This is a genomic window from Microbispora sp. NPDC004025, from assembly GCF_053604425.1.
Genome location: NZ_JBSGHN010000002.1, coordinates 725,704 through 747,219, shown reverse-complemented (window position 1 = coordinate 747,219; position 21,516 = coordinate 725,704). Strand labels below are relative to the sequence as shown.

22 protein-coding genes are annotated in these 21,516 nt (G+C 72.1%); 13 read left to right on the top strand and 9 right to left on the bottom strand.

Annotated features, from left to right (window positions below):
- Nucleotides 1-28: 28 nt before the first annotated feature.
- The gene (locus ACWEQG_RS07730; protein ID WP_452282700.1) at nt 29-1,156 is read left to right on the top strand and encodes a serine hydrolase domain-containing protein; all 1,128 of its coding nucleotides are present in this window, start codon (nt 29-31) and stop codon (nt 1,154-1,156) included.
- A gap of 28 nt (nt 1,157-1,184) precedes the next feature.
- On the opposite strand, the gene ACWEQG_RS07725 is transcribed toward ACWEQG_RS07730, so the two are convergent.
- The gene (locus ACWEQG_RS07725) at nt 1,185-1,754 is read right to left on the bottom strand and encodes a hemerythrin domain-containing protein (RefSeq protein ID WP_452282698.1); all 570 of its coding nucleotides are present in this window, start codon (nt 1,752-1,754) and stop codon (nt 1,185-1,187) included.
- A gap of 135 nt (nt 1,755-1,889) precedes the next feature.
- On the opposite strand from ACWEQG_RS07725, the gene ACWEQG_RS07720 reads away from it, so the two are divergent.
- Entirely contained in the window at nt 1,890-2,102 is a 213-nt protein-coding gene (locus tag ACWEQG_RS07720) for a hypothetical protein (protein ID WP_452282696.1), read from the top strand.
- A 13-nt stretch (nt 2,103-2,115) separates the two neighbouring features.
- Here the strand turns inward: ACWEQG_RS07720 and ACWEQG_RS07715 are convergent, their stop codons facing one another.
- Together ACWEQG_RS07715 and ACWEQG_RS07710 are read right to left on the bottom strand one after the other, a co-directional pair.
- Nucleotides 2,116-3,654 carry a serine/threonine protein kinase gene (locus ACWEQG_RS07715; protein WP_452282694.1) on the bottom strand — a complete coding sequence of 513 codons (1,539 nt, stop codon included), beginning with the start codon at nt 3,652-3,654 and terminating at the stop codon, nt 2,116-2,118.
- 36 nt (nt 3,655-3,690) lie between these two features.
- Complete coding sequence (locus ACWEQG_RS07710) at nt 3,691-5,004, bottom strand: SGNH/GDSL hydrolase family protein (RefSeq protein WP_452282692.1); 1,314 nt, start codon at nt 5,002-5,004, stop codon at nt 3,691-3,693.
- A 280-nt stretch (nt 5,005-5,284) separates the two neighbouring features.
- On the opposite strand from ACWEQG_RS07710, the gene ACWEQG_RS07705 reads away from it, so the two are divergent.
- From ACWEQG_RS07705 to ACWEQG_RS07680, 6 genes are all read left to right on the top strand, one after another.
- Complete coding sequence (locus tag ACWEQG_RS07705; RefSeq protein WP_363470621.1) at nt 5,285-5,584, top strand: hypothetical protein; 300 nt, start codon at nt 5,285-5,287, stop codon at nt 5,582-5,584.
- 450 nt (nt 5,585-6,034) lie between these two features.
- Nucleotides 6,035-6,565 carry a MauE/DoxX family redox-associated membrane protein gene (locus ACWEQG_RS07700; protein WP_452282690.1) on the top strand — a complete coding sequence of 177 codons (531 nt, stop codon included), beginning with the start codon at nt 6,035-6,037 and terminating at the stop codon, nt 6,563-6,565.
- 46 nt (nt 6,566-6,611) lie between these two features.
- Nucleotides 6,612-7,175, top strand: coding sequence for a hypothetical protein (locus ACWEQG_RS07695; RefSeq protein ID WP_452282688.1), 564 nt, complete (start codon nt 6,612-6,614; stop codon nt 7,173-7,175).
- A 3-nt stretch (nt 7,176-7,178) separates the two neighbouring features.
- On the top strand, nt 7,179-8,999 hold the full coding sequence (locus ACWEQG_RS07690) for an ABC transporter ATP-binding protein (RefSeq protein WP_452282686.1): 1,821 nt from the start codon (nt 7,179-7,181) through the stop codon (nt 8,997-8,999).
- Nucleotides 8,996-9,562, top strand: a complete 567-nt coding sequence (locus ACWEQG_RS07685; protein WP_452282684.1) for a S26 family signal peptidase — start codon at nt 8,996-8,998, stop codon at nt 9,560-9,562. The genes ACWEQG_RS07690 and ACWEQG_RS07685 overlap by 4 nt, the downstream gene beginning before the upstream one ends.
- Before the next feature lie 137 nt (nt 9,563-9,699).
- Nucleotides 9,700-10,497: a tyrosine-protein phosphatase gene (locus ACWEQG_RS07680; protein WP_452282682.1), complete on the top strand. Its 798-nt coding sequence runs from the start codon at nt 9,700-9,702 to the stop codon at nt 10,495-10,497.
- An 88-nt stretch (nt 10,498-10,585) separates the two neighbouring features.
- Here ACWEQG_RS07680 and ACWEQG_RS07675 read toward each other — a convergent pair whose 3' ends face one another.
- Together ACWEQG_RS07675 and ACWEQG_RS07670 are read right to left on the bottom strand one after the other, a co-directional pair.
- Nucleotides 10,586-11,665, bottom strand: a complete 1,080-nt coding sequence (locus ACWEQG_RS07675) for a Gfo/Idh/MocA family oxidoreductase (RefSeq protein ID WP_452282680.1) — start codon at nt 11,663-11,665, stop codon at nt 10,586-10,588.
- 119 nt (nt 11,666-11,784) lie between these two features.
- A complete protein-coding gene (locus tag ACWEQG_RS07670; protein WP_363470640.1) occupies nt 11,785-12,690 on the bottom strand; it encodes a proteasome assembly chaperone family protein in 906 nt (301 codons plus the stop codon).
- Nucleotides 12,691-12,832: 142 nt separating this feature from the next.
- Between ACWEQG_RS07670 and ACWEQG_RS07665 the strand changes: the two genes are divergently transcribed.
- Both ACWEQG_RS07665 and ACWEQG_RS07660 read left to right on the top strand, forming a co-directional pair.
- A complete protein-coding gene (locus ACWEQG_RS07665) occupies nt 12,833-13,225 on the top strand; it encodes an ankyrin repeat domain-containing protein (protein WP_452282678.1) in 393 nt (130 codons plus the stop codon).
- A gap of 163 nt (nt 13,226-13,388) precedes the next feature.
- Complete coding sequence (locus ACWEQG_RS07660) at nt 13,389-14,276, top strand: 4-epi-cubebol synthase (RefSeq protein ID WP_363470646.1); 888 nt, start codon at nt 13,389-13,391, stop codon at nt 14,274-14,276.
- 48 nt (nt 14,277-14,324) lie between these two features.
- On the opposite strand, the gene ACWEQG_RS07655 is transcribed toward ACWEQG_RS07660, so the two are convergent.
- Nucleotides 14,325-16,433 (bottom strand): ATP-binding protein, encoded by a 2,109-nt coding sequence (locus ACWEQG_RS07655; protein ID WP_452282676.1) that lies wholly within the window; start codon nt 16,431-16,433, stop codon nt 14,325-14,327.
- A gap of 205 nt (nt 16,434-16,638) precedes the next feature.
- Between ACWEQG_RS07655 and ACWEQG_RS07650 the strand changes: the two genes are divergently transcribed.
- Complete coding sequence (locus ACWEQG_RS07650; protein WP_363470658.1) at nt 16,639-16,806, top strand: hypothetical protein; 168 nt, start codon at nt 16,639-16,641, stop codon at nt 16,804-16,806.
- Between the two features lie 16 nt (nt 16,807-16,822).
- Here the strand turns inward: ACWEQG_RS07650 and ACWEQG_RS07645 are convergent, their stop codons facing one another.
- Nucleotides 16,823-17,017: a DUF5999 family protein gene (locus tag ACWEQG_RS07645; protein WP_452282674.1), complete on the bottom strand. Its 195-nt coding sequence runs from the start codon at nt 17,015-17,017 to the stop codon at nt 16,823-16,825.
- 39 nt (nt 17,018-17,056) lie between these two features.
- Nucleotides 17,057-18,199: an alpha/beta fold hydrolase gene (locus ACWEQG_RS07640; RefSeq protein WP_452282672.1), complete on the bottom strand. Its 1,143-nt coding sequence runs from the start codon at nt 18,197-18,199 to the stop codon at nt 17,057-17,059.
- Nucleotides 18,200-18,372: 173 nt separating this feature from the next.
- On the opposite strand from ACWEQG_RS07640, the gene ACWEQG_RS07635 reads away from it, so the two are divergent.
- Nucleotides 18,373-18,738, top strand: coding sequence for a LytR/AlgR family response regulator transcription factor (locus tag ACWEQG_RS07635; protein ID WP_452282670.1), 366 nt, complete (start codon nt 18,373-18,375; stop codon nt 18,736-18,738).
- A gap of 38 nt (nt 18,739-18,776) precedes the next feature.
- On the opposite strand, the gene ACWEQG_RS07630 is transcribed toward ACWEQG_RS07635, so the two are convergent.
- Nucleotides 18,777-19,421, bottom strand: coding sequence for a response regulator transcription factor (locus ACWEQG_RS07630; RefSeq protein WP_452282668.1), 645 nt, complete (start codon nt 19,419-19,421; stop codon nt 18,777-18,779).
- A 220-nt stretch (nt 19,422-19,641) separates the two neighbouring features.
- Here ACWEQG_RS07630 and ACWEQG_RS07625 point away from each other — a divergent pair, with 220 nt between their 5' ends.
- Nucleotides 19,642-21,501 (top strand): sensor histidine kinase, encoded by a 1,860-nt coding sequence (locus ACWEQG_RS07625; RefSeq protein WP_452282666.1) that lies wholly within the window; start codon nt 19,642-19,644, stop codon nt 21,499-21,501.
- The last annotated feature ends 15 nt before the right edge of the window (nt 21,502-21,516 follow it).

Sequence of the window (21,516 nt, the reverse complement as noted above, 5' to 3'; positions counted from 1 at the left end):
CTAAGGTTGAACAATTTGGAGGATGTCCATGCGGTGTGATCCGGCCTTCGCGGCCGTCGCCGACGCGTTCCGGGAGACGGACGGAGGAGCGGGAGGCGGCGCCGCCCTCGCCGTGTACGCGGGCGGGCGCCTGGTCGTGGACCTCTGGCAGGGCACGGCCGATGCCGACGGCGTACGGCCCTGGGAGCGGGACACGGTCGTCAACGTCTTCTCCGCGTCCAAGGGAATGCTGGCGACGCTCGCGCACCTGTACGTCCAGCGCGGGCTGCTCGATCTGGACGCCCCGGTGGCCCGTTACTGGCCGGAGTTCGCCACCTCCACCACCATCGCCGACCTGCTCGCGCACCGGGCCGGGCTGCCCGCCGTACGCCGGGAGCTGCCGCCGGGCTCCCTGTTCGACTGGGACGCGATGACCGCAGCACTGGCGGCCGAGAGTCCGTGGTGGACGCCGGGGGAGCGGCACGGCTACCACGCGGTCACCTTCGGCTGGCTCGTCGGGGAGGTGCTGCGCCGTGTGGGCGGGCGGCCGATCCGCGACCTGGTCCGCGACGAGCTGGGCGTCCCCGGCCTGTGGATCGGCCTGCCCCGCTCGGAGGCGGGCCGTGCGGCCTACCTCGCCCCGCCGCAGGCGGGGGACGATCCGCCGGCGGCGTTGACGGCAGCACTGTCCGAGCCCGGCTCGATCACGATGATGGCCTTCGCGAACCCCGCAGAGCAGCTCACACCCGGTCTGGCCAACACGGCGCGCTGGCGGGCCGCCGAGATCCCCGCGTCCAACGGGCACGCAACCGCCAGAGCCCTCGCCACCCTGTACGGCCGGCTCGTGTCGTGCCGGAGGCGCGCCGCCGGGGGCACGGGCGGGATCCTCGGCCCGGACGTGCTGGGTCGGGCCGTCGCGCCCCGCAGCGAGGGACACGACAAGGTCCTGCTGGCGCGGACCAGGTTCGCGCTGGGCTACATGCTCCCTTGCGAAATCCGGCCGTTCGCGCCGAACCCGCGCGCCTTCGGGCACAGCGGCTCGGGCGGGGCGCTCGCCTTCGCCGACCCGGACGCGGGGGTGGCCTTCGCCTACACGCCGAGCCGTCTCGTCGTCAGCGCGGCGGGACCCGACCCGAGGTGGGAGCCCATGGTCGCGGCGCTGTACGCCTGCCTGTGAGACGTCCGGCGCCGCGACGGGGGATGTCTCAGCCCTGCTGCTTCTTCCGCTTGACGGCGGTGACGAGCTCGTCCTTGGTCATCCCGGAAGCGCCGTCGATCCCCAGCTCCTTGGCCTGGTGCAACAGCTCGTCCTTGGTCCGCGAGCGCAGCTTGAGCGGGGCGGCCAGCACCTCGGCCTTCCGCTTGCTGAAGGCCTTGCCGAGCCGGACCCGCTCCTCGAAGGGGACGGCCTTCTCCAGGACCGGGAGGATGTCGTTCTCCTCCTCCTCGACGTGGTGCGTCACCGCCCCGATGAGCTCCTGCAGAAGCGTGTCGAACTCGGGGCCGTCCGGGTCGGCCTCCAGGAGCTGGGAGAACATCTCCTCGGCCTCGTGGTGCTCCTCCGCGCCGTGGTGGACCTCCTCCTTCTCCTCGGGCCGCCGCTTGGCGAGCACGGGGTAGACCTCGTCCTCCTCGCCCTCGCTGTGCGCGACGAACTTCGCCGCCAGCTCCGCGAGCAGGGCCGGGCGGTTCTCCGGCATCTTCTGGAGCCGCTCGAACAGCGACTCCACGTCGCGGTGATCTTCCTTGATCAGGCTGATGACGTCGGTTGCCATGGGTTCCTCCTGTGCGTGGACGCGCTCGCACTACCCGGCGCCGGGGGGATCACACCGGTCCTGTCCAGGGAGTACCGGCTCTCGTCCTCGAGCCCTTCAACCGGCTCACACGTGCGGGACGCCATCCTCGGCGCCGTGAACCGCGAATCGGAGACGGGCCGCGCGCGTGTCGGCCCATGGGAGTTCGCCTGGCATCCGGCGTGGTGGCTCGCCCTGACATGCCTGGCGGTGGCGGTGCTGCTCCCCTGCCAGAACTCTCTCGACCAGCGCCAGACCCAGCTTGTCCTTCTCGGACTGCCGGCGATCCCCCTCGCGGCCGGGGCCGCGAGGGCTCCCGGGAGGCGCTGAGCCCGAGACGATTTCAGGAGTCCCTGGTGAGAGTCCCCTCGTAGGCGAACAGCCCGAGGTCGTCGGTGTGGCGGTAGGCGAGACCGTCGCCCTCGCGCGTGAGCACGACGTCGCCCGGGACGCACTCCTGGGCGTCTTCCAGCCGGAACGTGAGCGCGGAGCCGGAGCCGCCGGTCAGCCGCAACGTGCCCTCACACGAGTTCGCCGGCTCCTTCCACCTGCCGGACTTCTCGCCGCGCTTCAGCTCGATCTCGATGTCGTACTCACTCGTGAGGAGGCCCGCGGTGGGCGCGATGTGACCCTGCCACTTGCCCGCGAACGCCTGCGGGATGGTCTTCGGGCCGGAGGCGGTCGAAGGGTAGGTCCCGTCCGTGCCGCCGGACGGGGCGTCCGTGGCCGCGGCGCCGGTCGGCGTCGGGTCCGCGGCGTACGTGCTCCGCGCGGGGGCGCTCGCCGTAGGCGCCGGGGACGGGCCGGCCGACAGCGCGGCCAGGCGCGGGACCAGCAGCGCCGCGGTGATCCCGAGGGCCGCCACTACCGCGCCGGCCCCGGCCAGGACGCGGGCGCGGGATCTCCCGCGGCCGCCTCCGGGAACGGTCTCCTCTCCACCCCGGCCCGCCGACGGCGACGTCACCGGCGACAGGGACGGGCCGTGCGGCGGCGCGGGCGCGGCGGGCGGACCGACGTGCGCGCTCGCGCCCGCAGGCGCCGGCCCGGGCGGGACGCCGTACGCGCTCGCGCCGGCAGGCAGCGGCCCGGGCGCGGTGCCGACCAGTTCGAGCAGCAGGTCGCGGGCGGCCGGGCGGGCGGCGGGGTCCTTGGCGAGGCAGCGGCCGACCAGCGCGCGCAGGGGCGGGGGCAGCGGTGTCAGGTCCGGGAAGGTCGTCATGATCCGGTGCAGCACGGCGGCGACGTTGTCGGCGCCGAACGCCGCCCGGCCGGTCGCGGCGAAGACGATCGTCGCCCCCCACGCGAACACGTCGGAGGCGGGTGTGGCCGGATGACCCGCGATGTGCTCGGGCGCCAGGTAGGCCGGGGTGCCCACCGGGCCCGCGGTGATCGTCTCGCTCTCGCCCTGGCGGGCGATGCCGAAGTCGACCACGCGGGGACCGTCCGGCCCCAGCAGCACGTTGCCCGGTTTGAAGTCGCGGTGCACGATGCCCGCGCCGTGGATCGCCGCCAGCGCGGTCGCCGTTCCCACCGCGAGCCGTTCCAGCTCGCCTCCGCGCAGCGGCCCCGACGCGCTCACCCGCTGCTGGAGCGAGGGGCCGTCGACGAACTCGCTCACGACGTACGGCTCGCGCCCGTCCACCATCGCCGTGATCACCCGGGCGGTGCAGAAGGGAGCGACGCCGCGCAGGGCGTCGAGTTCACGCGACAGCCGGGCCCGGACGACGGGATCAAGCCCGGTCTTGAGCACCTTCACCGCGACCGGTGCGCCGTCGGGCGCGTGGCCCAGGTAGACGACGCCTTGGCCGCCCTCGCCGAGCCGTCCGCTGATACGGAACCCGCCGAGCGTTCGCGGGTCGTCTGGCTCAAGGGGGGCGACCATGGGTCACACCGTAGCGATCCCGCGGCCGGTCCGAAATTAGAGGAGGCGCAGGTTCACCGCGTCGGCGAGCGCACGCCGCCCGGCGTCGCTCAGGTGCAGATGATCACCCGAGTCGTACGACAGGGCCAGCTGCTCGGGGAACTCGGGGTCGCGCACGGCCCGGTCGAAGTCGAGGACCCCGTCGAACGCCTTGCTCGTGCGGATCCAGGCGTTCAGCCGCTGCCTGACCTCCTCGCGCTCCGGAGTCCAGGTGCTCCAGCCGTAGAAGGGGGTGAGCGTGGCGCCCAGCACCTTGACCTTGCGGGCGTGCGCCTCGCGGATCAGCCGCTTGTACCCGTACACGATCGGCTTGATCGAGGTGTACTCGCCCCGGGCGATGTCGTTGATCCCCTCGTAGACCACCACCGTGCGCACCCCCGGCTGGGACAGCGCGTCGCGGTAGAACCGGGTGACGCCGCTCGGGCCGACGTTGGGCCGCAGCAGCCGGTTTCCGGAGATGCCGGCGTTGAGCACCCCCAGCCGCCGCGACGGCGCCTCATGGGCCAGCCGCTGCCGCAGATAATCGGTCCACCGGCGGTTGGCGTCGACGGCCTGGCCGGCGCCGTCGGTGATCGAGTCGCCGAACGCGACCACGGAACCGACGGTGGCCGCGCCCGCCTCCACCGCGAGGCGGTCGAGGAAGTACCACTGCGTGCTGGTGTAGGTGAAGCCCTCACCGCTCTCCTCGGCCGCGTGGTCACCCGGGTCGGACAGATACGTGGTGCTGTAGGCGCGTTCGTGCCCGGTGACCCCGTTGACCGTGCCGGGGAGGTGGAGGCTGACGACGACGGCGGAGCCGCCGGCGACGCGGCCCGGGATCGGGTCGCTCCAGACGGCCTGGCGCGGCGCCACCTTCACCGAGGCGCGCCCGCGGAAGGTCACCGGCCGGTTGGTGCCTGTGAGGATCTCCGCGCCGTACGCCTGGACGCCCACGTGGACGTTCGCGAACGTCACCGGGGCCGCGCCGAAGAGGTTGGACAGGCGCAGGCGCATGCCGCTGCCGCCGATGCTGGCGCGCACGACCATCCGCACGGTCTGTCCGCCGAGTGCCGCCGGGACCCGGTCGGTCGAGGTGGTCCACGCGCCGACCAGGCGCCGCCGTACGGGCGCCTCGCCGCCCGGCCCCGGCGCGGCCTTCCGGTGCCCGCCGGCCGCCGCGGGCTTCGGCGCGGCGGAGGACGCGGGGTGCCGCAGGGCGGTCGCGGACGTGGAGGACTCCGCCTGGACGGGCGCCGTGGCAAGCGCCATGGTCGTGCCGCTGACGGCGAGGGCGAGAGCGGCCATGGTCAACCGGTGAGCCGGCCGTGCCATCCGGGTCCTCCATGTGGGGTGTCGCTGCCTGGTGCGGGGTCCGTGGCGGCGGCGCTCCCGATCGTCGCACCGGATCCGATGATCGAGAAGCGCCCGCGACGCCATACATTACGGCTCTTTGCCGCGCACTGGGTGTGAACTTGACCGTCAAGTGACATCGGCCGGGGTGCTCTGGTCATGTTCTCGCACCATGCCGGTTCCATGCACATGATCCCTACGTTGGCCGTGTCGCAGCACTTCGGCTCCCGTGAGGGGCCGCCGGAAGAGAGAAGGCCATGTGATGATCGGAACTGTTCGGTCGCTCGCCGACCGACTGCTGGAGCGCCTGGTGCCCGCCACGCAGGCTGGGGCGGCGCCGTGCACCGAGTACTGGACGGTGGAGCCGTGCTACACCAACAGCAGCCTCCCCTACGCCACGTCGAGCAGCATGAAGAAGTTCAGGAAGTGCGGTAGCACGGTGACCCTGCTGGAGACCCGGCCGTGTGGCACGTCGGTCTGCGGTGGATACAACCAGTACGGAGACTTCACTCCCTGGTACCCGTGCCCGTGCGTGCCCGGACCGTACAACACCTGCCCCTGATCGGGTCCGCCCCGGTCGATTCCGTCCGGGGCCGGTTCCCGTCGGGCAGACCGGGTCACAGGGTGTTCCGCAGGGTGACCGCCGCAGACCTGTCCGTCTCCTGGTCCGGTCGGTGCGTGCCGGACGCCTCCGGGCGCGCGCCGTACTGATCGGTTGAGGAGCCGGCCGGATGACCTGACGGTCCGGGGCTGACCGGGTTCGGGAGCCTTCCGACGCGCAGAGGGCGCCGTGACCGTTGAAACGGTCACGGCGCCTTCCTCGTTTCCCGCGCATTCCGTCGATCTCCGTGATCGAGGGGGCGGGGTCCGGGATCCCGGCGTTTCGGTAGCAGCCGCCGGACACGAGGGGTGACTGTCCCCTATGCGATCGGTCATGGTCTCGGGCCATGCCGTTTCCATGCGCGAGGTTTCTAGATTGACCGAAAAGTCGCGGCACCTATTAGGGGTTTTCATGGAGTATGTCCTGGTCTGCTGCCGTCTTCTGATCGGCGCGGTCTTCGTGGCGTCGGCGGTGAGCAAGGTGCGCAGCCGCAGCGCGTACACCTCCTTCCGCATCGCCGCCGGGGAACTGACGCCCAAGGCGCCGCTGATCCCGCGGGCACTCGTGCCGCCCGCGGTCATCGCCGGTGAGCTCACCGCGGCCCTCCTGCTCGCCGTTCCGGCGACGGTCGGCGTCGGGTTCGTGATCGCGATGGTGCTGCTGGCCGCGTTCACGGCCGCCATCACGATGGCGGTGCGCTCTCGGCGGCGGGTGGCCTGCAACTGCTTCGGCACCTCGTCCACGCCGGTGGGACCGGCTCAGCTCATCCGGAACGGCGTGCTGCTGGCCGCCTCGTCGACCGGGGCGGTACTCGCCTTCAGCACCACCTCGCTGACCCTGGAGCCGATCGGTGTCTTCACGGCGACGGTCGCCGGCCTGCTGGGAGCCGGCCTGGTGCTGCTCACCGAGGACATCGCCGAACTGTTCCAGCCGTTCGCCTGATCCGTCGCCGAGAGCGGCGACATGACCGTTGAATCTGGGGGTTGTCGTGTTGAACATCGTGGCGGTGCTCGTCGTCGTCGTCGGCGTGCTGTGCGTCCTTAACACCGTCCTCACCCTGGGCATGGCCCGGCGGTTGAGGACCCAGAACGAGCTGTTGGCGAACCCCTCCGGGTTCATGCAGGGAAATCACTTCCCGCCGGTGATGCGGGTGGCGGGGGAGCGGACGAGCGCGTTCAGCACCACCACCGTGGACGGCGCGCCGGTCGATGAGACGTTCTTCGATGAGACCTCCACGCTGGTGGCGGCGTTCTCGATCGGCTGCTCCGCGTGTGAGGATCGGTTTCCCGAGTTCCTCCGGTTCGCCGAGGCCTTCCCCGGAGGGCGGGAGCGCGTCCTGGCCCTGGTGATCGGCGCCGAAGGCACCGAGGAGAAGGCCGAGTTGCTGAAGCCGGTCGCCACCGTGGTGGTGGAGGACACCTACGGCGGTCCGCTCTGCACGTCGCTGGGGGCCAAGGCATACCCGGCGCTGGGAATCATCGAGCCCGGCGGTGTGGTGCGCGCCTCGGGCACGCTGATCCAGGACGTGGCGATCGCCCTGGAAAAGGTCTGATCGATGCGCGGAATCGTCGAAGCGCTGCGGCTGACCTGGCGCGCCAGCCCGTGGTTCACCATGGTGTTCGTCGCGCTCACCCTGCTGACCGCGCCGATGCCGGTGGTGACGGCGTGGCTGACCAAACTGGTGCTGGACGACATCATCGCCGGAGCCGGGCCCGGCGCGGTGCTCGGCAAAGCCGTCGGACTCGCCGCCGCCGGCCTGGTGACCGGTCTGATCCCGAATCTCACCCAGTACGCCTCCCGCGAGACCGAACGCCGCGTCGGACTCCTGGCCCAGGAACGCCTGTTCACGGCGACCGAGCGGTTCGTGGGGATGGCCAGGTTCGAGGACCCGGTCTTCCTCAACCGGATCCAGATGGCCATGCAGCACGGAGGCACCACCCCCGGCGTGCTGGTCTCGGCCATCCTCTCGACGGTCAGCTCCGTCGTCACCGGCCTGGGCTTCCTCGGCTCGCTGCTGGTCATCTCCCCCTGGATGCCGGTGGTGATCCTGGCCTCGGCCGTCCCGGTGCTGGCCACCGAGTTGTGGCTGGCCCGCAGCCGGGCGAACCTGTCGTGGCGGTTGAGCCCGATCGAACGCCGGGAGATGTTCTTCCGCGACCTGCTCACCAGCACCCAGGCCGCCAAGGAGATCCGGCTGTTCGGCATCGGCGCCTACCTGCGCGAGCGCATGACGACCCAGCGGCGCAGGTCCAACGTCGAGAACCGGCGGATGGACCTGCGCCAGATCAGCGCCCAGGCGCTGATCGGCCTGCTCGGCACCGCGGTGGCGAGCGGGACGCTGTTCTGGTCGGTGCTGGCCGCAGCCGGCGGCGACATCAGCATCGGTGACATCTCTTTACTGGTGGCCTCGGTCGGCGGCGTGCAGAGCGCGGCCACGTCGCTGGTGCACACCATCGCCGGTTTCCACCAGCAGTTGATCCTGTTCGACCACTACCTCCAGGTCGTCGCCGCCGGGCCCGACCTGCCCGTCGCCTCCCCGCCCACGGCCATCACTCCGCTGGAGCAGGGCATCGTCTTCAAGGACGTGTGGTTCCGCTACTCTCCCGACCACCCCTGGGTGCTGCGCGGCCTGAACCTCACCATCCCGAACGGACGGACCGTGGGGCTGATCGGCCGCAACGGCGCGGGCAAGAGCACCCTGATCAAGCTGCTGTGCCGGATGTACGATCCCGAGCGCGGCGCCGTACTGTGGAACGGCGTGGACCTGCGCGACCTCGATCCCGCCGAGCTGCGCGCCCGCATCGGCGCGGTTTTCCAGGACTACATGGAGTACGACCTGACCGCCGCGGAGAACATCGGCCTGGGCGACCTGGCGTACGTGACCGACCGCGACCGCATCGCCGCCGCCGCCGAGCGGTCCGGGGCGCACACGTTCGTCGAGCGGCTGCCCCGCTCCTACGACACCCTGCTGTCCCGGCTGTTCTTCCAAGGGGACGACGTCAACGGCGCCGACGACGGTGCCGGCGTGGTCCTGTCCGGAGGCCAGTGGCAACGGCTGGCGCTGGCCCGCGCGCACCTGCGGTCCGGGCGCGACCTGATGATCCTGGACGAGCCCAGCTCCGGTCTGGACGCCGAGGCCGAGTACGAGATCCACCACAAGCTGCGGCAGTTCCGGACGGGCCGCACCAACGTGCTCATCTCGCACCGGCTCAACACGGTGCGCGACGCCGACATGCTGGTCGTGCTCGACGAGGGGGTCGTGGCCGAGCGAGGCACCCACGAGGAGCTGATGGCGTTGCGCGGCGTCTACGCGAGCCTGTTCTCCATGCAGGCCGAGGGTTACCTGGACGCCCTTCCCGAGCGGGCCTCGCGGTGACCGGTCCGCTCCTCCTGGTCCTCGTGCCGCTCGCGGCCGTCGCCGCCGCGACGGTCTGGGCGCGCAGGACCCTGCTGGCGGCGGACGTCCTGGGCTCCAGCATGCACCCCACCTACCGGCCCGGCGACAAGGTGCTGGTGCGGCGCGTGCCCGGCAACCGGGTGCGCCCGGGGGACATCGTGGTGGCCGACATCGCGGTCGTCCCGGACGACGGACCGGCGCTCCCACCGGGGGAGATCGCCCGGCAGCCGGGGGAGACCGTCTGGGAGGAGCACCGCGAACCGCGGCTCCGCCTGGCCGACATGGGCGGCCGGTCCGCGTGGCCCCCGGGCGCCGAGGACACCGTCAGCCGGATCGTCAAGCGGGTCGCCGCCGTCCCCGGGGATCCGGTCCCCGACGCGGTGCCCCGGCGGGCGGGGGAGACCCTGGTCCCGGCGGGGTGCCTGGTCCTCCTCGGCGACAACCCCGATGAAAGCGTGGACTCCCGCCATTTCGGCTATGTTCCGGCGAACAGCATGGTCGGGAAGGTGATCCGTCCCCTCTCCGGGGCGATCGGGCGCTGAGCCGCCGCCGGGCACTTCCCCGGGTCGGCGGCGTCCGCCGGTCGGCACCAGGAGCAACGGGATCGATACGACAGCGGGTGCGTGGCTTCACCCTGCACTCATCTTTCCGTCATAGAGGGACGGATAGGCTCGGCACGATGAATGCAAACGAGCGTTGGATTGTTCTGCGAGGCGCCGCTAACGTACGCGACCTCGGGGGCCTGCCGACCGAGGACGGCGGGACCACGGTGTCCGGCCGGATCCTGCGGTCCGACAACCTGCAGGGCCTGACCGAGGATGACGTCGCGCTGCTCGTAAGCGACCTCAAGCTGCGGCACGTGGTCGACCTGCGGTCGGAGACCGAGGTGCGCCTGGAGGGGCCCGGACCGCTGACCCTGCTGCCGGAGGTGGGCATCCACCACCACAGCCTGTTCGCGGAGGGCGGGCGCCTCACCGACGTCGAGGCCGACACCGTCGACGACAGGGCGCTGCCCTGGCAGGGGGAGCGCGACGAGAAGGACCTGGCCGAGCTCCGTGTGACCGGCTACTACTACGGCTACCTGCGCGATCGGCCCGACTCCGTGGTGTCGGCCCTGCGGGTGCTCGCCCGCGACGACGGCATGGCCGTGGTGCACTGCGCGGCGGGCAAGGACCGCACCGGCGTGGTCTGCGCCCTGGCGCTCGCCGTGGCGGGCGTGACGCGGGAGGCGATCATCGAGGACTACGTCGCCACCGGCGAACGACTGGAGGGCATCCTCGCCCGGCTGCGCGCCAGCCGCACCTACCGTGCGGACCTCGACGCTAAGCCGGCCGACAGCCACCTTCCACGGCCCGAGTACATGGACCAGTTCCTGACGACGCTGGACGCCCGGTTCGGCGGCGCCCTCGGCTGGCTGCACACCCACGGCTGGACCGACGCCGACACCGAGGCCCTGCGCGGCCGCCTCCGCGACTGACGTCGTTGACGTGGACGGGCCCCGGGGGTCTCCACCGCCCCGGGGGTTCCGCGGTGACAGCGGCCGGCGGCCCCGGAATCCTCGGTGGTTACCCCGTGCGCTCGGGGAGGGCCACCACCTGGCCGCGGGTGGCCGACAGGACCGCGGCCTCGAGGACGGCGATGGTCTCGGCGGCGTCGTCCGGCTCGACCGGGGGCGCCGCGCCGTCCCGCAGACAGGCCACGACGCCCTCGTAGAACCGCTGGTACGCCCCGGGTTCGGTGCGGACCGGGCGGGCGTCGCCCTCCACCCCGAGCGTGCCCCAGCGCTCGGAGGGCTCGGCGCCCCAGCCCGACTCCTCGCCGGAACCCCCGCCCGGGCGCCCGCCCGCGCGCAGGCGCTCCTCCTGCGGGTCCAGCCCCCACTTGACGTACGACGCGCGGGAGCCGAGCACCCGGAACCTCGGGCCGAGGTTCGCGGCGACCGCGCTCATCCACAGGTGGGACCGGGTCCCGTTCCGGTGGGTCAGCGCGACGAACGCGTCGTCGTCGTTGCGCACCCCGGTCCGCCTGACGTCGGTCTCCGCGTACACGTGGGAGACCGGCCCGAACAGCCGCAGCGCCTGATCCACCAGATGACTGCCGAGGTCGTAGAGGGTGCCGCCGATCTCCTCGGGGCCGCCCGACTCGCGCCAGCCGCCCTTGGGCACCGGCCGCCACCGCTCGAACCGCGACTCGAACCGGTGGACCTCGCCCAGCTCGGGCAGCAACCGGCGCAGCGTCAGGAAGTCGCCGTCCCAGCGCCTGTTCTGGAAGACCGTCAGCATCAGCCCGCGGTCGCGCGCGAGCCGTACGAGGTCGCGGGCCTCGGCGGCGGTGCCGGCCAGCGGCTTGTCGACGACCACGGGGAGTCCGGCCTTGAGCGCCTCGGCCGCCAGGGGCACGTGGGTGCGGTTCGGCGTCGCGATCGCCACGAGATCGCAGCGGTCCCACAGGGCCTCCGCGGCCGGGACGACGTCCACGCCGGGATAGCCGGCGCGGACGAGCTCGGCTCTCGCCGGGTCGCGGGTGACGACGGCGGTCAGGCGCAGTCCCGGCGTGGCGGCGATCAACGGCGCGTGGAAGAAGGATCCGGCCGGACCGAAACCGGCCAGCCCGACACGGATGGCGGGGGCGTCGGAGAGCGACATGGAGGGAGGGTGGTCCTTTTCGTGCGGATTATTGCTCAGGCGTCGATCGGGCACTCGAGCGACGATCGGGCACTCAGGCGTCGATCGGGAAGGGCGCCGCAGTCGCGGTTTCCCGGCGCTCAGCCGTCGCGGTCGTCCCGCTCGGCGAGGAACGCCTCGAACTGGGCGGCGAGCTCGTCACCGGTGGGCATCTGCGTCTCCTCGGCCAGCAGGCTCTCCCGCTCGGCGCCCGACTGGAACGCGTCGTACTGCTGCTCCAGGCCGCGGATCGCGCCGGCCAGCTCCTCGGACGCCGCGATCTGCTCCTCGATCTCGACGTTGGTCTTGTCGGCCGCGTCCCTGAGGGTGTCCATGGGGAACACCAGTCCGGTGCCCCGGGTGACGGCCTCCAGCGCGGTCACCGCGGCCTGCGGATACTCCGCCTGGGCGAGGTAGTGGGGCACGTGGATCGCGTAGCCGAGCGCGTCGTGGCCCTTGGCCCCGAGCCGGAACTCGATGAGCGCGGCGAGGCTCCCCGGCACGCGGACCTTGCCGAAGGGGCTGGTCTGCCCGTGGACGAGGTCGGGACGCGTGGCGTGGGCCGTCAGGCCGAGGGGCCTGGTGTGCGGGACGCCCATCGGGATCCCGTGCACGGTCACCAGCCTGCCGGCGTTGAGCCGGGTCACCAGCATGCCGACGGCCTCGGTGAACAGCTCCCACTCCCGGTCCGGCTCCGGGCCGCTCATGATGAGGAACGGCGTGCCGGTGACGTCCTTGGTCAGGTAGACGGCCAGCTCGGGAGTGTCGTAGTCACTCCAGTGATCGGTGTCGAAGGTCATCGGCGGGCGGCGTGACCGGTAGTCGATCAGCCGGTCCACGTCGAAGGTCGCGATGACCCGGTGCTCCAGTTCGGCGAGGAGGTGCCCCAGGGCCAGCCGCCCGGCGGAGCCGGCGTCGACGAACCCCTCGAAGTGGTAGAGCAGCACCGGATCGGTCAGCTCGGGCAGGTCCCCGTCGAGCCGATAGAGATCCGTGGGGTCGGACACGTGTCCCAGCCTTTCTCACGAAGTCTTTACCTACTGAACCTACGGGACCCCCGGTCGATTCCGTGCTCGGCACCTTGCTCAGCACCGCGTTCGGCACCGTGCTCGCTACAGGGGGCGGTAGCGGCGACCTTACCGTTGGACTATGGGGAACATGGAGCCGGACCCGGAGCTGGAGGAGTTCGCCACCAGGCTTTTCGACCTCGCGAGGTCGGGTCGGACCGAGGCGCTGTGCGCCTACGTCGACGCGGGCGTGCCGGTGAACCTGCGCAACCAGAAGGGCGACACCCTGCTGATGCTGGCGGCCTATCACGGGCACGCCGCCACGGTGCGCGCCCTGGGCGAGCGGGGCGCGGACCCGGACCTCGCCAACGACCGCGGGCAGACGCCGCTCGCCGGGGCGGTGTTCAAGAAGGAGCCCGAGGTGGTGCGGGCGTTGCTGGAGCTGGGTGCCGACCGCTACGCCGGGACCCCGTCGGCCGTCGACGCCGCACGCATGTTCGGGGACGCGGAGATCGTCACGCTCCTGGAGGGCTGAACTCGCCGAGCCGACCCGGCTGACTGGTGTGTCCGTAATTGGGGGAGGTCTGGCGTCGTTCAACCACTAGGACCATGCTTGTCGGATGGCTACTGCGAAAGCGGATTCCCTCAACGGGCGCCCCCTCCGCCTTCCCTCCCTCACCTGCCCCTTCCCGAGTGCGGTGAATCCGCACGTCGACGAGGTGAACCGGGACACGCTGGCCTGGCTGGCCGCCTCCGGCATGATCGCCGATGACGACCAGCTCGAGCGTTTCCGGCTCGCCCACTACGGATGGCTCGGCGCCCGGACCTACCCGTACGCCTCCCGGGAGCTGTGCCAGCTCGTCACCGACTGGTGCGTGTGGCTGTTCGCGTTCGACGACGCCTACTGCGAGTCGGACCGGCGGGCGGCCGAGATCGCCCGGGCCCTGCCTCAGCTCTACGGCGTCGTCGAGGAGCACGCGGAACCGGTCGACAACGTCTTCGCCCGGGCGCTCCTCGACATCAGGACCAGGATCGCCGCCCACGCCACCGCCGACCAGCTCGACCGCTGGTGCGCGATGACCAAGGACTACCTGTTCGCGCAGGTGTGGGAGGCCGCCAACCGGGAGGACGACGTCGTCCCCACGATCGACGACTACATCTTCATGCGCCGCAGGACCGGCGCGATGCTGACCGTCTTCGCCCTGATCGACGTGGCCGCCGAGGTCCGCCTCACCGTGGACGAGTGGCGTCACCCGGTCGTGCACGAGATGACCGAGCACGCCAACGACGTGGTCGTCTGGGACAACGACCTCATCTCGTACGCCAAGGAGCGGAGTGAGGCGAACATCCGCAACAACCTCGTCAGCGTGCTCGTCGGGCACACCGGCTGCACGGTCCAGGAGGCGATGGACCGCATCGGCGCGATGCGCGACGAGGCGGTGGCCGCGATGGCGGCGCTCACCCCCGCGACCGAGGCGCTCGGCTCGCCCGCGGTCGACGCGTACGTGAACGGCCTGAAGTACTGGATCAGCGGCAGCGTGGACTACTCGCTGACCAGCTCACGGTACGTCGGCGCGTGGCAGTGATCTCCGCCGGTTCTCTGCCGTGATCTCTGCCGGTGCTCCGGGGCCCGGTCAGTCGAGGTCGAAGCCGTCGAGGTCGTCCAGCGCGTACTCGACGAGGTCGCCCAGGCTGTACCGGGTCCCGACGGTGTACGCCTCCTCGTAGGCGGCGTCGCCGATCAGCTTCTTGCACTCCTTGACGCACTGCTCGTGCTCGGTCGTGAAGAACGGCGACCCGAACTGCGGCAGCCCGAAGGTCCGCCAGTTGGCCTGTGCCGCCCCGAGAAGGACCGCGGTCCGCTCCGGGTCGCCGGCCTCCAGGCTCAGCGTGGCGAGGTTGTCCACGCACAGGACGATGCCGAGCACGTCGTGGAAGTGCCTCTTGATGCGCAGCGACTCCTTGCAGGCCACCAGCGCCTCGTCGCGCCGGCCGGTGGCCCGGTGGACCAGCGAGGAGACGTACCAGGCGTAAGAGCGCAGCCACAGCTCACCGCGTTCCTGGCAGACCTGCAGGCAGTCGACCAGCAGCGTCTCCGCCTCCGTGAAATCGCCCTGCGCGAGCAGCACCATGGACAGCTCGACGATCGCCGGCAGCAGGCCCGGGTTCAGCTCACGGCCGCCGCGGTGGAACTCGATCGCGACGCCGAGCAGCGCGGTGGCCTTCTTCGCGTCGCCCTGCAGCATGGCCGCGGTGCCCTGCATCTTGGTCGCGAGCAGCACCGCGCCCGAGTCGCCGACGCGTACCGCGTCGGTGCTGCACTGCTCGGCCGCGGCGAGCGCGCCCGCCATGTCGCCCTGGGCGCTGCGGATGTAGGCCAGCACCCACAGGGCCTTGCAGCGCTCCTTGCTCGGCGAGGGGCTGGCCTTGAGCGCGCGGTCCAGGTAGACCACGCCCTCGCGGGCGAAACCGCAGGCGACCCACAGGAACCACAGGGCCGACAGCAGTTCGAGGCCGACGCGCTCCTCGCCCGGGGTCGACAGGCAGTAGTCGAGCGCGACGCGGATGTTGTCGTGCTCCTGGCGCATCCGGGTGTACCAGTGGACCTGGCGCGGGCCCGACCACGAGTGCTCGCTGCGCTCGGCGAGCTGGAGGTAGTAGTCGCGGTGACGGCGCCGCAGGTCCTGCGTCTCGCCGAGCTTGTCCAGCCACTCGCCGCCGTACTGCCGCAGCGTGTCGATCAGCCGATAGCGCTGGCCGGCCGGAGTGGGGAAGCTCAGCAGGACCGACTTGTCGACCAGGCCGCCGATCACGTCGAGGATCCGCTCGGAGGGCAGGGCGTCGCCGGCGCAGACATGGCGGGCCCCGTCCAGCTCGAAGTCGCCGGCGAACACCGACAGCCGCGCCCACAGCAGCCGCTCGGCCGGCTCGCACAGCTCGTGGCTCCAGCCGATCGCCGCGCGGAGCGTCTGGTGCCGCGGCAGCGCCGTACGGCTGGCCCCGGCGAGCAGGCTGAACCGGTCGGCGAGCAGGGCGAGGATCTGCTCGACCGACAGCGTGCGCAGGCGGACGGCGGCCAGCTCGATGGCCAGGGGGATCCCGTCGAGGCGGCGGCACAGCTCGGCGACGGCCGTGACGTTGTCCTCGTCCACCACGAAGTCGGGCACGACGGCGGAGGCCCGCGTGCCGAACAGTTCGACGGCCTCGTTGGTGAACGGGCTCTCCGAGGGGTTGTCGCCGGGCACCGACAGCGGTGGCACGGCGGCCGTGTACTCGCCCGGCGCGTTCAGCGACCGCCGGCTCGTCGCGAGGATGCGCAGGTGCGGCGCCGTGTCGAGCAGGTCCTGCGTGAGCCGGGCGCACGCGTCGACCAGGTGCTCGCAGGTGTCCAGGATGAGCAGGAGCTCCCGGTCGGCGAGCCACTCGGTGAGGGTGTCGGAGCCCTCGCGCGGCGACTGGTCGGCGATGCCGAGCGCGGCGGTGATCGTGTGGTACACCATCGCCGGGTCCTGCAGCCGGGCCAGGTCGACGTACCAGACGCCGTCCCGGAACTGCCGCCGCACCTGGTGGGCGAGACGCAGCGCCGTGCGGGATTTGCCGACCCCGCCGATGCCCGTGACGGTGACCAGCCGGTGCTCCTGCAGTTTCTGCCTGAGCGACGCGAGCAGTCGCGTCCGCCCGACGAAGCTGGTCAGCTCCACGGGCAGGTTGCCCTCTTGCCGCCATCCTGCTGGCGTTGCCATGCCGCCTCACGGGGGGTTCGTCCGGCGTGCTCCCTGCTCCCGCATCGTACCTTTGGGTGTGGTTGGCTGTCTGGTGGTACGGGCGTGACCTTTGCCCGGCGGCGAGACGGGGCGAATCTCCCCTTCCGGGAAGGGGGACCGGCGCGCCGCCCCCGGCGGCCGCACCGGCTCCACGGGACGCGGCGATGCCAGTAGCATTGGGCGCGTGAGTGCGCAGCATCCGGATGACATGCGTCCGGTGGACCTCTTCGACGAGGGGCTGCCGGTGCTGCCTGACCAGACGAGCGACGACACCGACCTGGGGTGGGGCGAATGGCGCTCCGACTCCAATGTCTCCCGCCTGCTCGAGGAACGCCCCCCTCACTGGGAATAGGTCGCGACCACCCGGCTCACGCGGCCTGCGCGCAGCAGCCCCGGTGCGCGGGGAGACTCCGGCCGTCGGGCAGCAGTTCGCCGGTGTCCTCGAACACCACGACGCCGTTGCAGAGCAGTCCCCATCCCTGCTCGGGATGGAAGGCCACCAGACGGGCCGCGTCGTGATCGCGAGCGTACGCCGACGGGCACGGCGGGTCGTGCGGGCACATGCGGGTCACCTCGATCCTCGTGGCACGGGAACTGTCAGCTCAGCAGGCGACGGCCGCGTCGCGGGCGGCCGGTTCCCGGGCGGACCGCTCCGGCCGGGCGCCCCGGCGCGGCACCCGGCGCACCAGGCGGCCGAGTGCGGCGTTCACGCTGAGCGGGCGTTCGAGCATCGCGGCATGTCCGGTGCCGGGGAGGACGGCGAACTCGGCCGACGGCAGTGCCGCGGCGATCGCCGCGCTGTGCGGGGCGGGGGTGACCAGGTCGTCCCCGCCGACCATGATCAGTGTGGGCACCGCGCGCAGGACGGCGAGCGCCGCGAACTCGTCGTGGGCCATCAGGGCGGGGTAGAAGTCCCGCACCACCCCGACCGAGGCGGAGCTGATGATCCGGGTGGCGGCGAGGCGCACATCGGCGGGAACCGCCGACGCGAAGGAGTAGTGCAGCACCATCGCGCGGAGGAGAGCGTCGACGATGTGACGCCCGCGGCCGGCGGCCGCGCCACGGTGGAGACCGCAGAAGCCGAACAGGCCTCCCCACAGGCCGCCGGAACCGCCCGCGCACAGCAGCCGGAGCGCCGTGGGAACGAAGGGCCGCAGGAGGCTCGCGCCGTACGCCGGCAGCCCGAAGGTGAGCCCGGCGAGGCCGCCCGCCGCGGTCGACAGCAGCGCCACCCCGGCGATCCGGCGGCCGAACAGCTCCGGGTGCCGCCGGGCCAGCGCCATGATCGCCATGCCGCCCATCGAGTGCCCGACCAGAATCACCTGTCCCGGGGGGACGACCTCCTCCAGGACCAGCCGGAGGTCCTCGCCGAGCCTGCGCATGGTGGCGGTCCCGGGGAGGCATCGGCCCGAGCGGCCGTGCCCGCGCTGGTCGTACAGGACGACCCCGGCCCGGCTGACGAAGGCCCTCCGCTGGTTCTCCCAGCAGTCGAGGCTGAGGGACAGGCCGTGGCAGAACACCAGTGTGAGGCCTGTGCCGACGGGGCCGTCCACGACGACGTGCAGTTCCTGGCCGTCGTCGGCGATGAGGATGGAGGAGGTGCCGGCAGCCTTCCGCGGACGCGGATCCGTCAGATCGGCGCGAGAGCTCGTGGCGGTGCCGGAGACGGTCTCCCAGGCCGGAGCGAGGTACCGGGCGCCGGCGCGCCCTCCTGCCGGTGGATCCTGGCGAAGACTGCCGGGCATCTCGTCTCCTCTCCCTCCCAGGGCGGGCTCCACGCCCCCTTGCTCTACCAGGATCCCGGGCGCGACGGCGCGCGTCTGCGCGGGCAGCCGCCATCTCAGCCGGCGGGTTCCACGCCCCGCACATGCCCGCTAGCTGCAATGACGGAGCGGCCCCCGGTTGCGATGCTGGGTCCGTGCCCCTGAGATGCCTCATCGTCGACGACAGCGATCACTTCAAGGAAGCGGCGCGGCTGCTGCTGGAGGCGGACGGGCTCGCGGTCGTCGGCACGGCCTCGGGGAGCGCGGAGGCGTTGCGCCGCCTGGAGGAGTCGCGGCCCGACGTGGTGCTGGTCGACATCGATCTCGGCGTGGAGAGCGGGTTCGACCTGGCCCGGCTGGTGGTGCGGGTGACCGATCCGCCGCACGTGATCCTGATCTCGGCCTACGAGGAGAGCGACTTCTCCGAGATGATCGCGGCGAGCCCGGCCGCGGCCTTCCTGCCGAAGCCGGCGCTCTCGGGCAGGGCGATCGCCGAGATCGTGGCCGCAGGCCCGCGCTGAGCGCCCGCGCCGGCCGCGCGTGGCGGATGCGTGCCGCCTCAGCGGGCGTCGAGATAGGCCAGTACCGCGAGCACGCGACGGTGGTCGTCCTCCGATTCGGGCAGCCGCAGCCTGGACATGATGCTGCGCACGTGCTTTTCGACCGTGCCCTCGGTGATCCAGAGTTTGTGCGCGATCCCGGAGTTCGACCGGCCCTCGGCCATCAGCGCGAGCACCTCCCGCTCGCGTTCGGTGAGGTGCTCCAGCGGGTCGTGCCGGTGACGCGCCGAGAACAGCTCGGTGACGAGGCTGGGATCGACCACGGACCCGCCGTGCGCGATCCGCTCCAGCGCCTCGACGAGGTCGGCCACGCTGGTCACCCGGCGTTTCAGCAGGTAGCCGATCCCGTGACCGGTGGCGAGCAGTTCCAGCGCCTCCTCCACCTCCACGTGCGCCGACAGCAGGAGAACGCCCGTCTCCGGGAACTCGGCGCGGATCGCCGACGCGGCCTCGACGCCCTCGGCGTCGTACGTGGGAGGCATCCGTATGTCCACGACGGCGAGATCCGGACGATGCCGGCGGACCAGGGCGAGCAGCTCGTCCGCGGCGCCCGCCTGACCGGCGATCTCGAACCCCTCCTGCCGCAGCAGGCTCGCCAGTCCTTCGCGCAGCAGGACGTCGTCGTCGGCGATCACCACTCGCATCCGGGCCTCGTCCACCAGTCACGCCGCCCTTTCGCTTCGGTCGCGCGCCTCGCCCCTCACGCGTGGGCGGCGGCCCCGGGTGAGGGGCGGTGAGGCATGCCGCCGGCCGCCCGTGTGGCGCGGAGGCCACCGGCTCCGTATGGTCGGCGTCCCGTGGATCCTCCGAGGGGCCGTGGTCCGGACGCGGGTGTCCGGGGCGTTCGTGGCGTAGCCTGGAGATATGCGCATGCGGCTGTTGCCGCTGCTACCCGCGAGGCGCCCGCCATGGCCGCTGGGCATCCTCGTCAGCGCCCTGTGCGTAGTGGCGGAGACCCTGCTGACCTTGTGGCTGAGACACGTGGCGCCCGGCAGCCCTTTCGGCGTAGTCTACCTGCTCGGCGTTCTGGCGGTCTCGTACGGCTGGGGGCCGGTCCTCGGGGTGGCCACGGCGCTGGCGAGCGGTCTCGCCTACGACTTCTTTCAGGTGCCTCCTTTTCACAGGGTGACGCCGCTCAACGACCTGTCCTGGGCGCGCATCCTGGTTTTCCTGGTCGTCGCACTGCTGGTGAGCGCCGCCGCGTCGTTGCTGCGATCCCTCGTGATCGAGGCGGAGGAACGCCTCGGGGAAGCGGATCTCGGCGCCGCCGTGGCACGGGCCCTGCTCGGCGCCGCGCACCTGAGCTCGGCGCTGCCCACCGTGACGCGACGCCTGGCCGAGGGACTGGGACTGCCCGGGCTGTCGATCGAGGCCGGGGAGGTGGCCGGCGACGGGGACCACATCGCCCTGCCGCTCGGGAAGGACGGCGAGCGGCTCGGCACCCTCGTCGTGCCCGCCGGGGTCGACGAGTCCGTGACCCGCCGTCTCAGGCGCCACGTCGTGCCCTCCCTGGAGGCGCTGCTGCTCGCCGCGGCCGAGCGCGAGAGAGTCGGGCGGGCGCTGGAGGCGAGCCGCGACGAGCTGTGCCGGGTCGTCACGGAGCAGGCCGCCCTGCGGCGCGTCGCGACGCTCGTCGCCCGCGGGCTCTCGTCGGTCGGGGTCTTCGACGCCGTGACCGAGGAGATGGGCCGCATGCTGAACGCGGACTACGCGCTCATCGAGCGATACTCACCCGACGGCACGATGATCCTGGTCAGCTCCTGGAGCGAACGCCGCTCGGACCCGAGGCCGGACAGGGACGCGGCGCGGCCGATGCGCGAGGGCAGCATCTCCGACCTGGTGCTCCGGACCGGGCGGCCGTGCCGTCTGGAGGCCGGTCACGGGTCGCCTCCAGGGCTCGCGGCGTGGGCCCCGGACCCGGGCATCTCCTGCGCCCTGGGCGCGCCGATCACCGTCGAGGGCCGTCTGTGGGGCGTGATGGTCGCGCTCTCCCGCACAAGCTTCGCCGCCGTCAACGGCGTCGAGAGGCGCATGACGAACTTCACCGAGCTGCTCGCGACGGCGATCTCCAACGCCCAGGCCCGCGACGATCTCGCCGCCTCCCGGGCCCGCGTCGTCGTGGCCTCCGACGAGGTCAGGCACCGCATCGAACGCGATCTGCACGACGGCGTCCAGCAGCGTCTCGTCTCGCTCGGGCTGGAGCTGCGCAGCGCGCGGGCCGCCGTGCCGCCGGACCTCACGGAGGTGAGATGGCGGCTGTCCCGCACGGCCGACGACCTCAACGTCGTCCTCGACGACCTGCGGGAGCTGTCCCGCGGCATCCACCCCGCCGTCCTGTCCAAGGGAGGCCTGGGACCCGCACTGAAGATGCTGGCCCGCCGCTCCGCCGTGCCCGTGGAACTGCGGATACGGACCGACCGGCGCCTGCCCGAGCGCGTCGAGGTCGCGGCCTACTACGTCGTGTCCGAGGCGCTGACCAACGTCGCCAAGCACGCCGGGGCCGGCGTGGTGCGGGTCGAGGCCGGGACGGACGACGGGTGCCTGCGCATATCGGTCCAGGACGACGGAATCGGCGGCGCCGACTGCCGGCGAGGGTCGGGTCTCATCGGCCTGCGGGACCGCGTCGAGGCGCTCGGCGGCAGGATGGAGCTCGACAGCCCTGTCGGCGGCGGCACGAGGCTGACGGCCGTCATCCCCGTGCCGGCCCGGGCCGAGGCGGCCTGACCCTGATCCTGACCC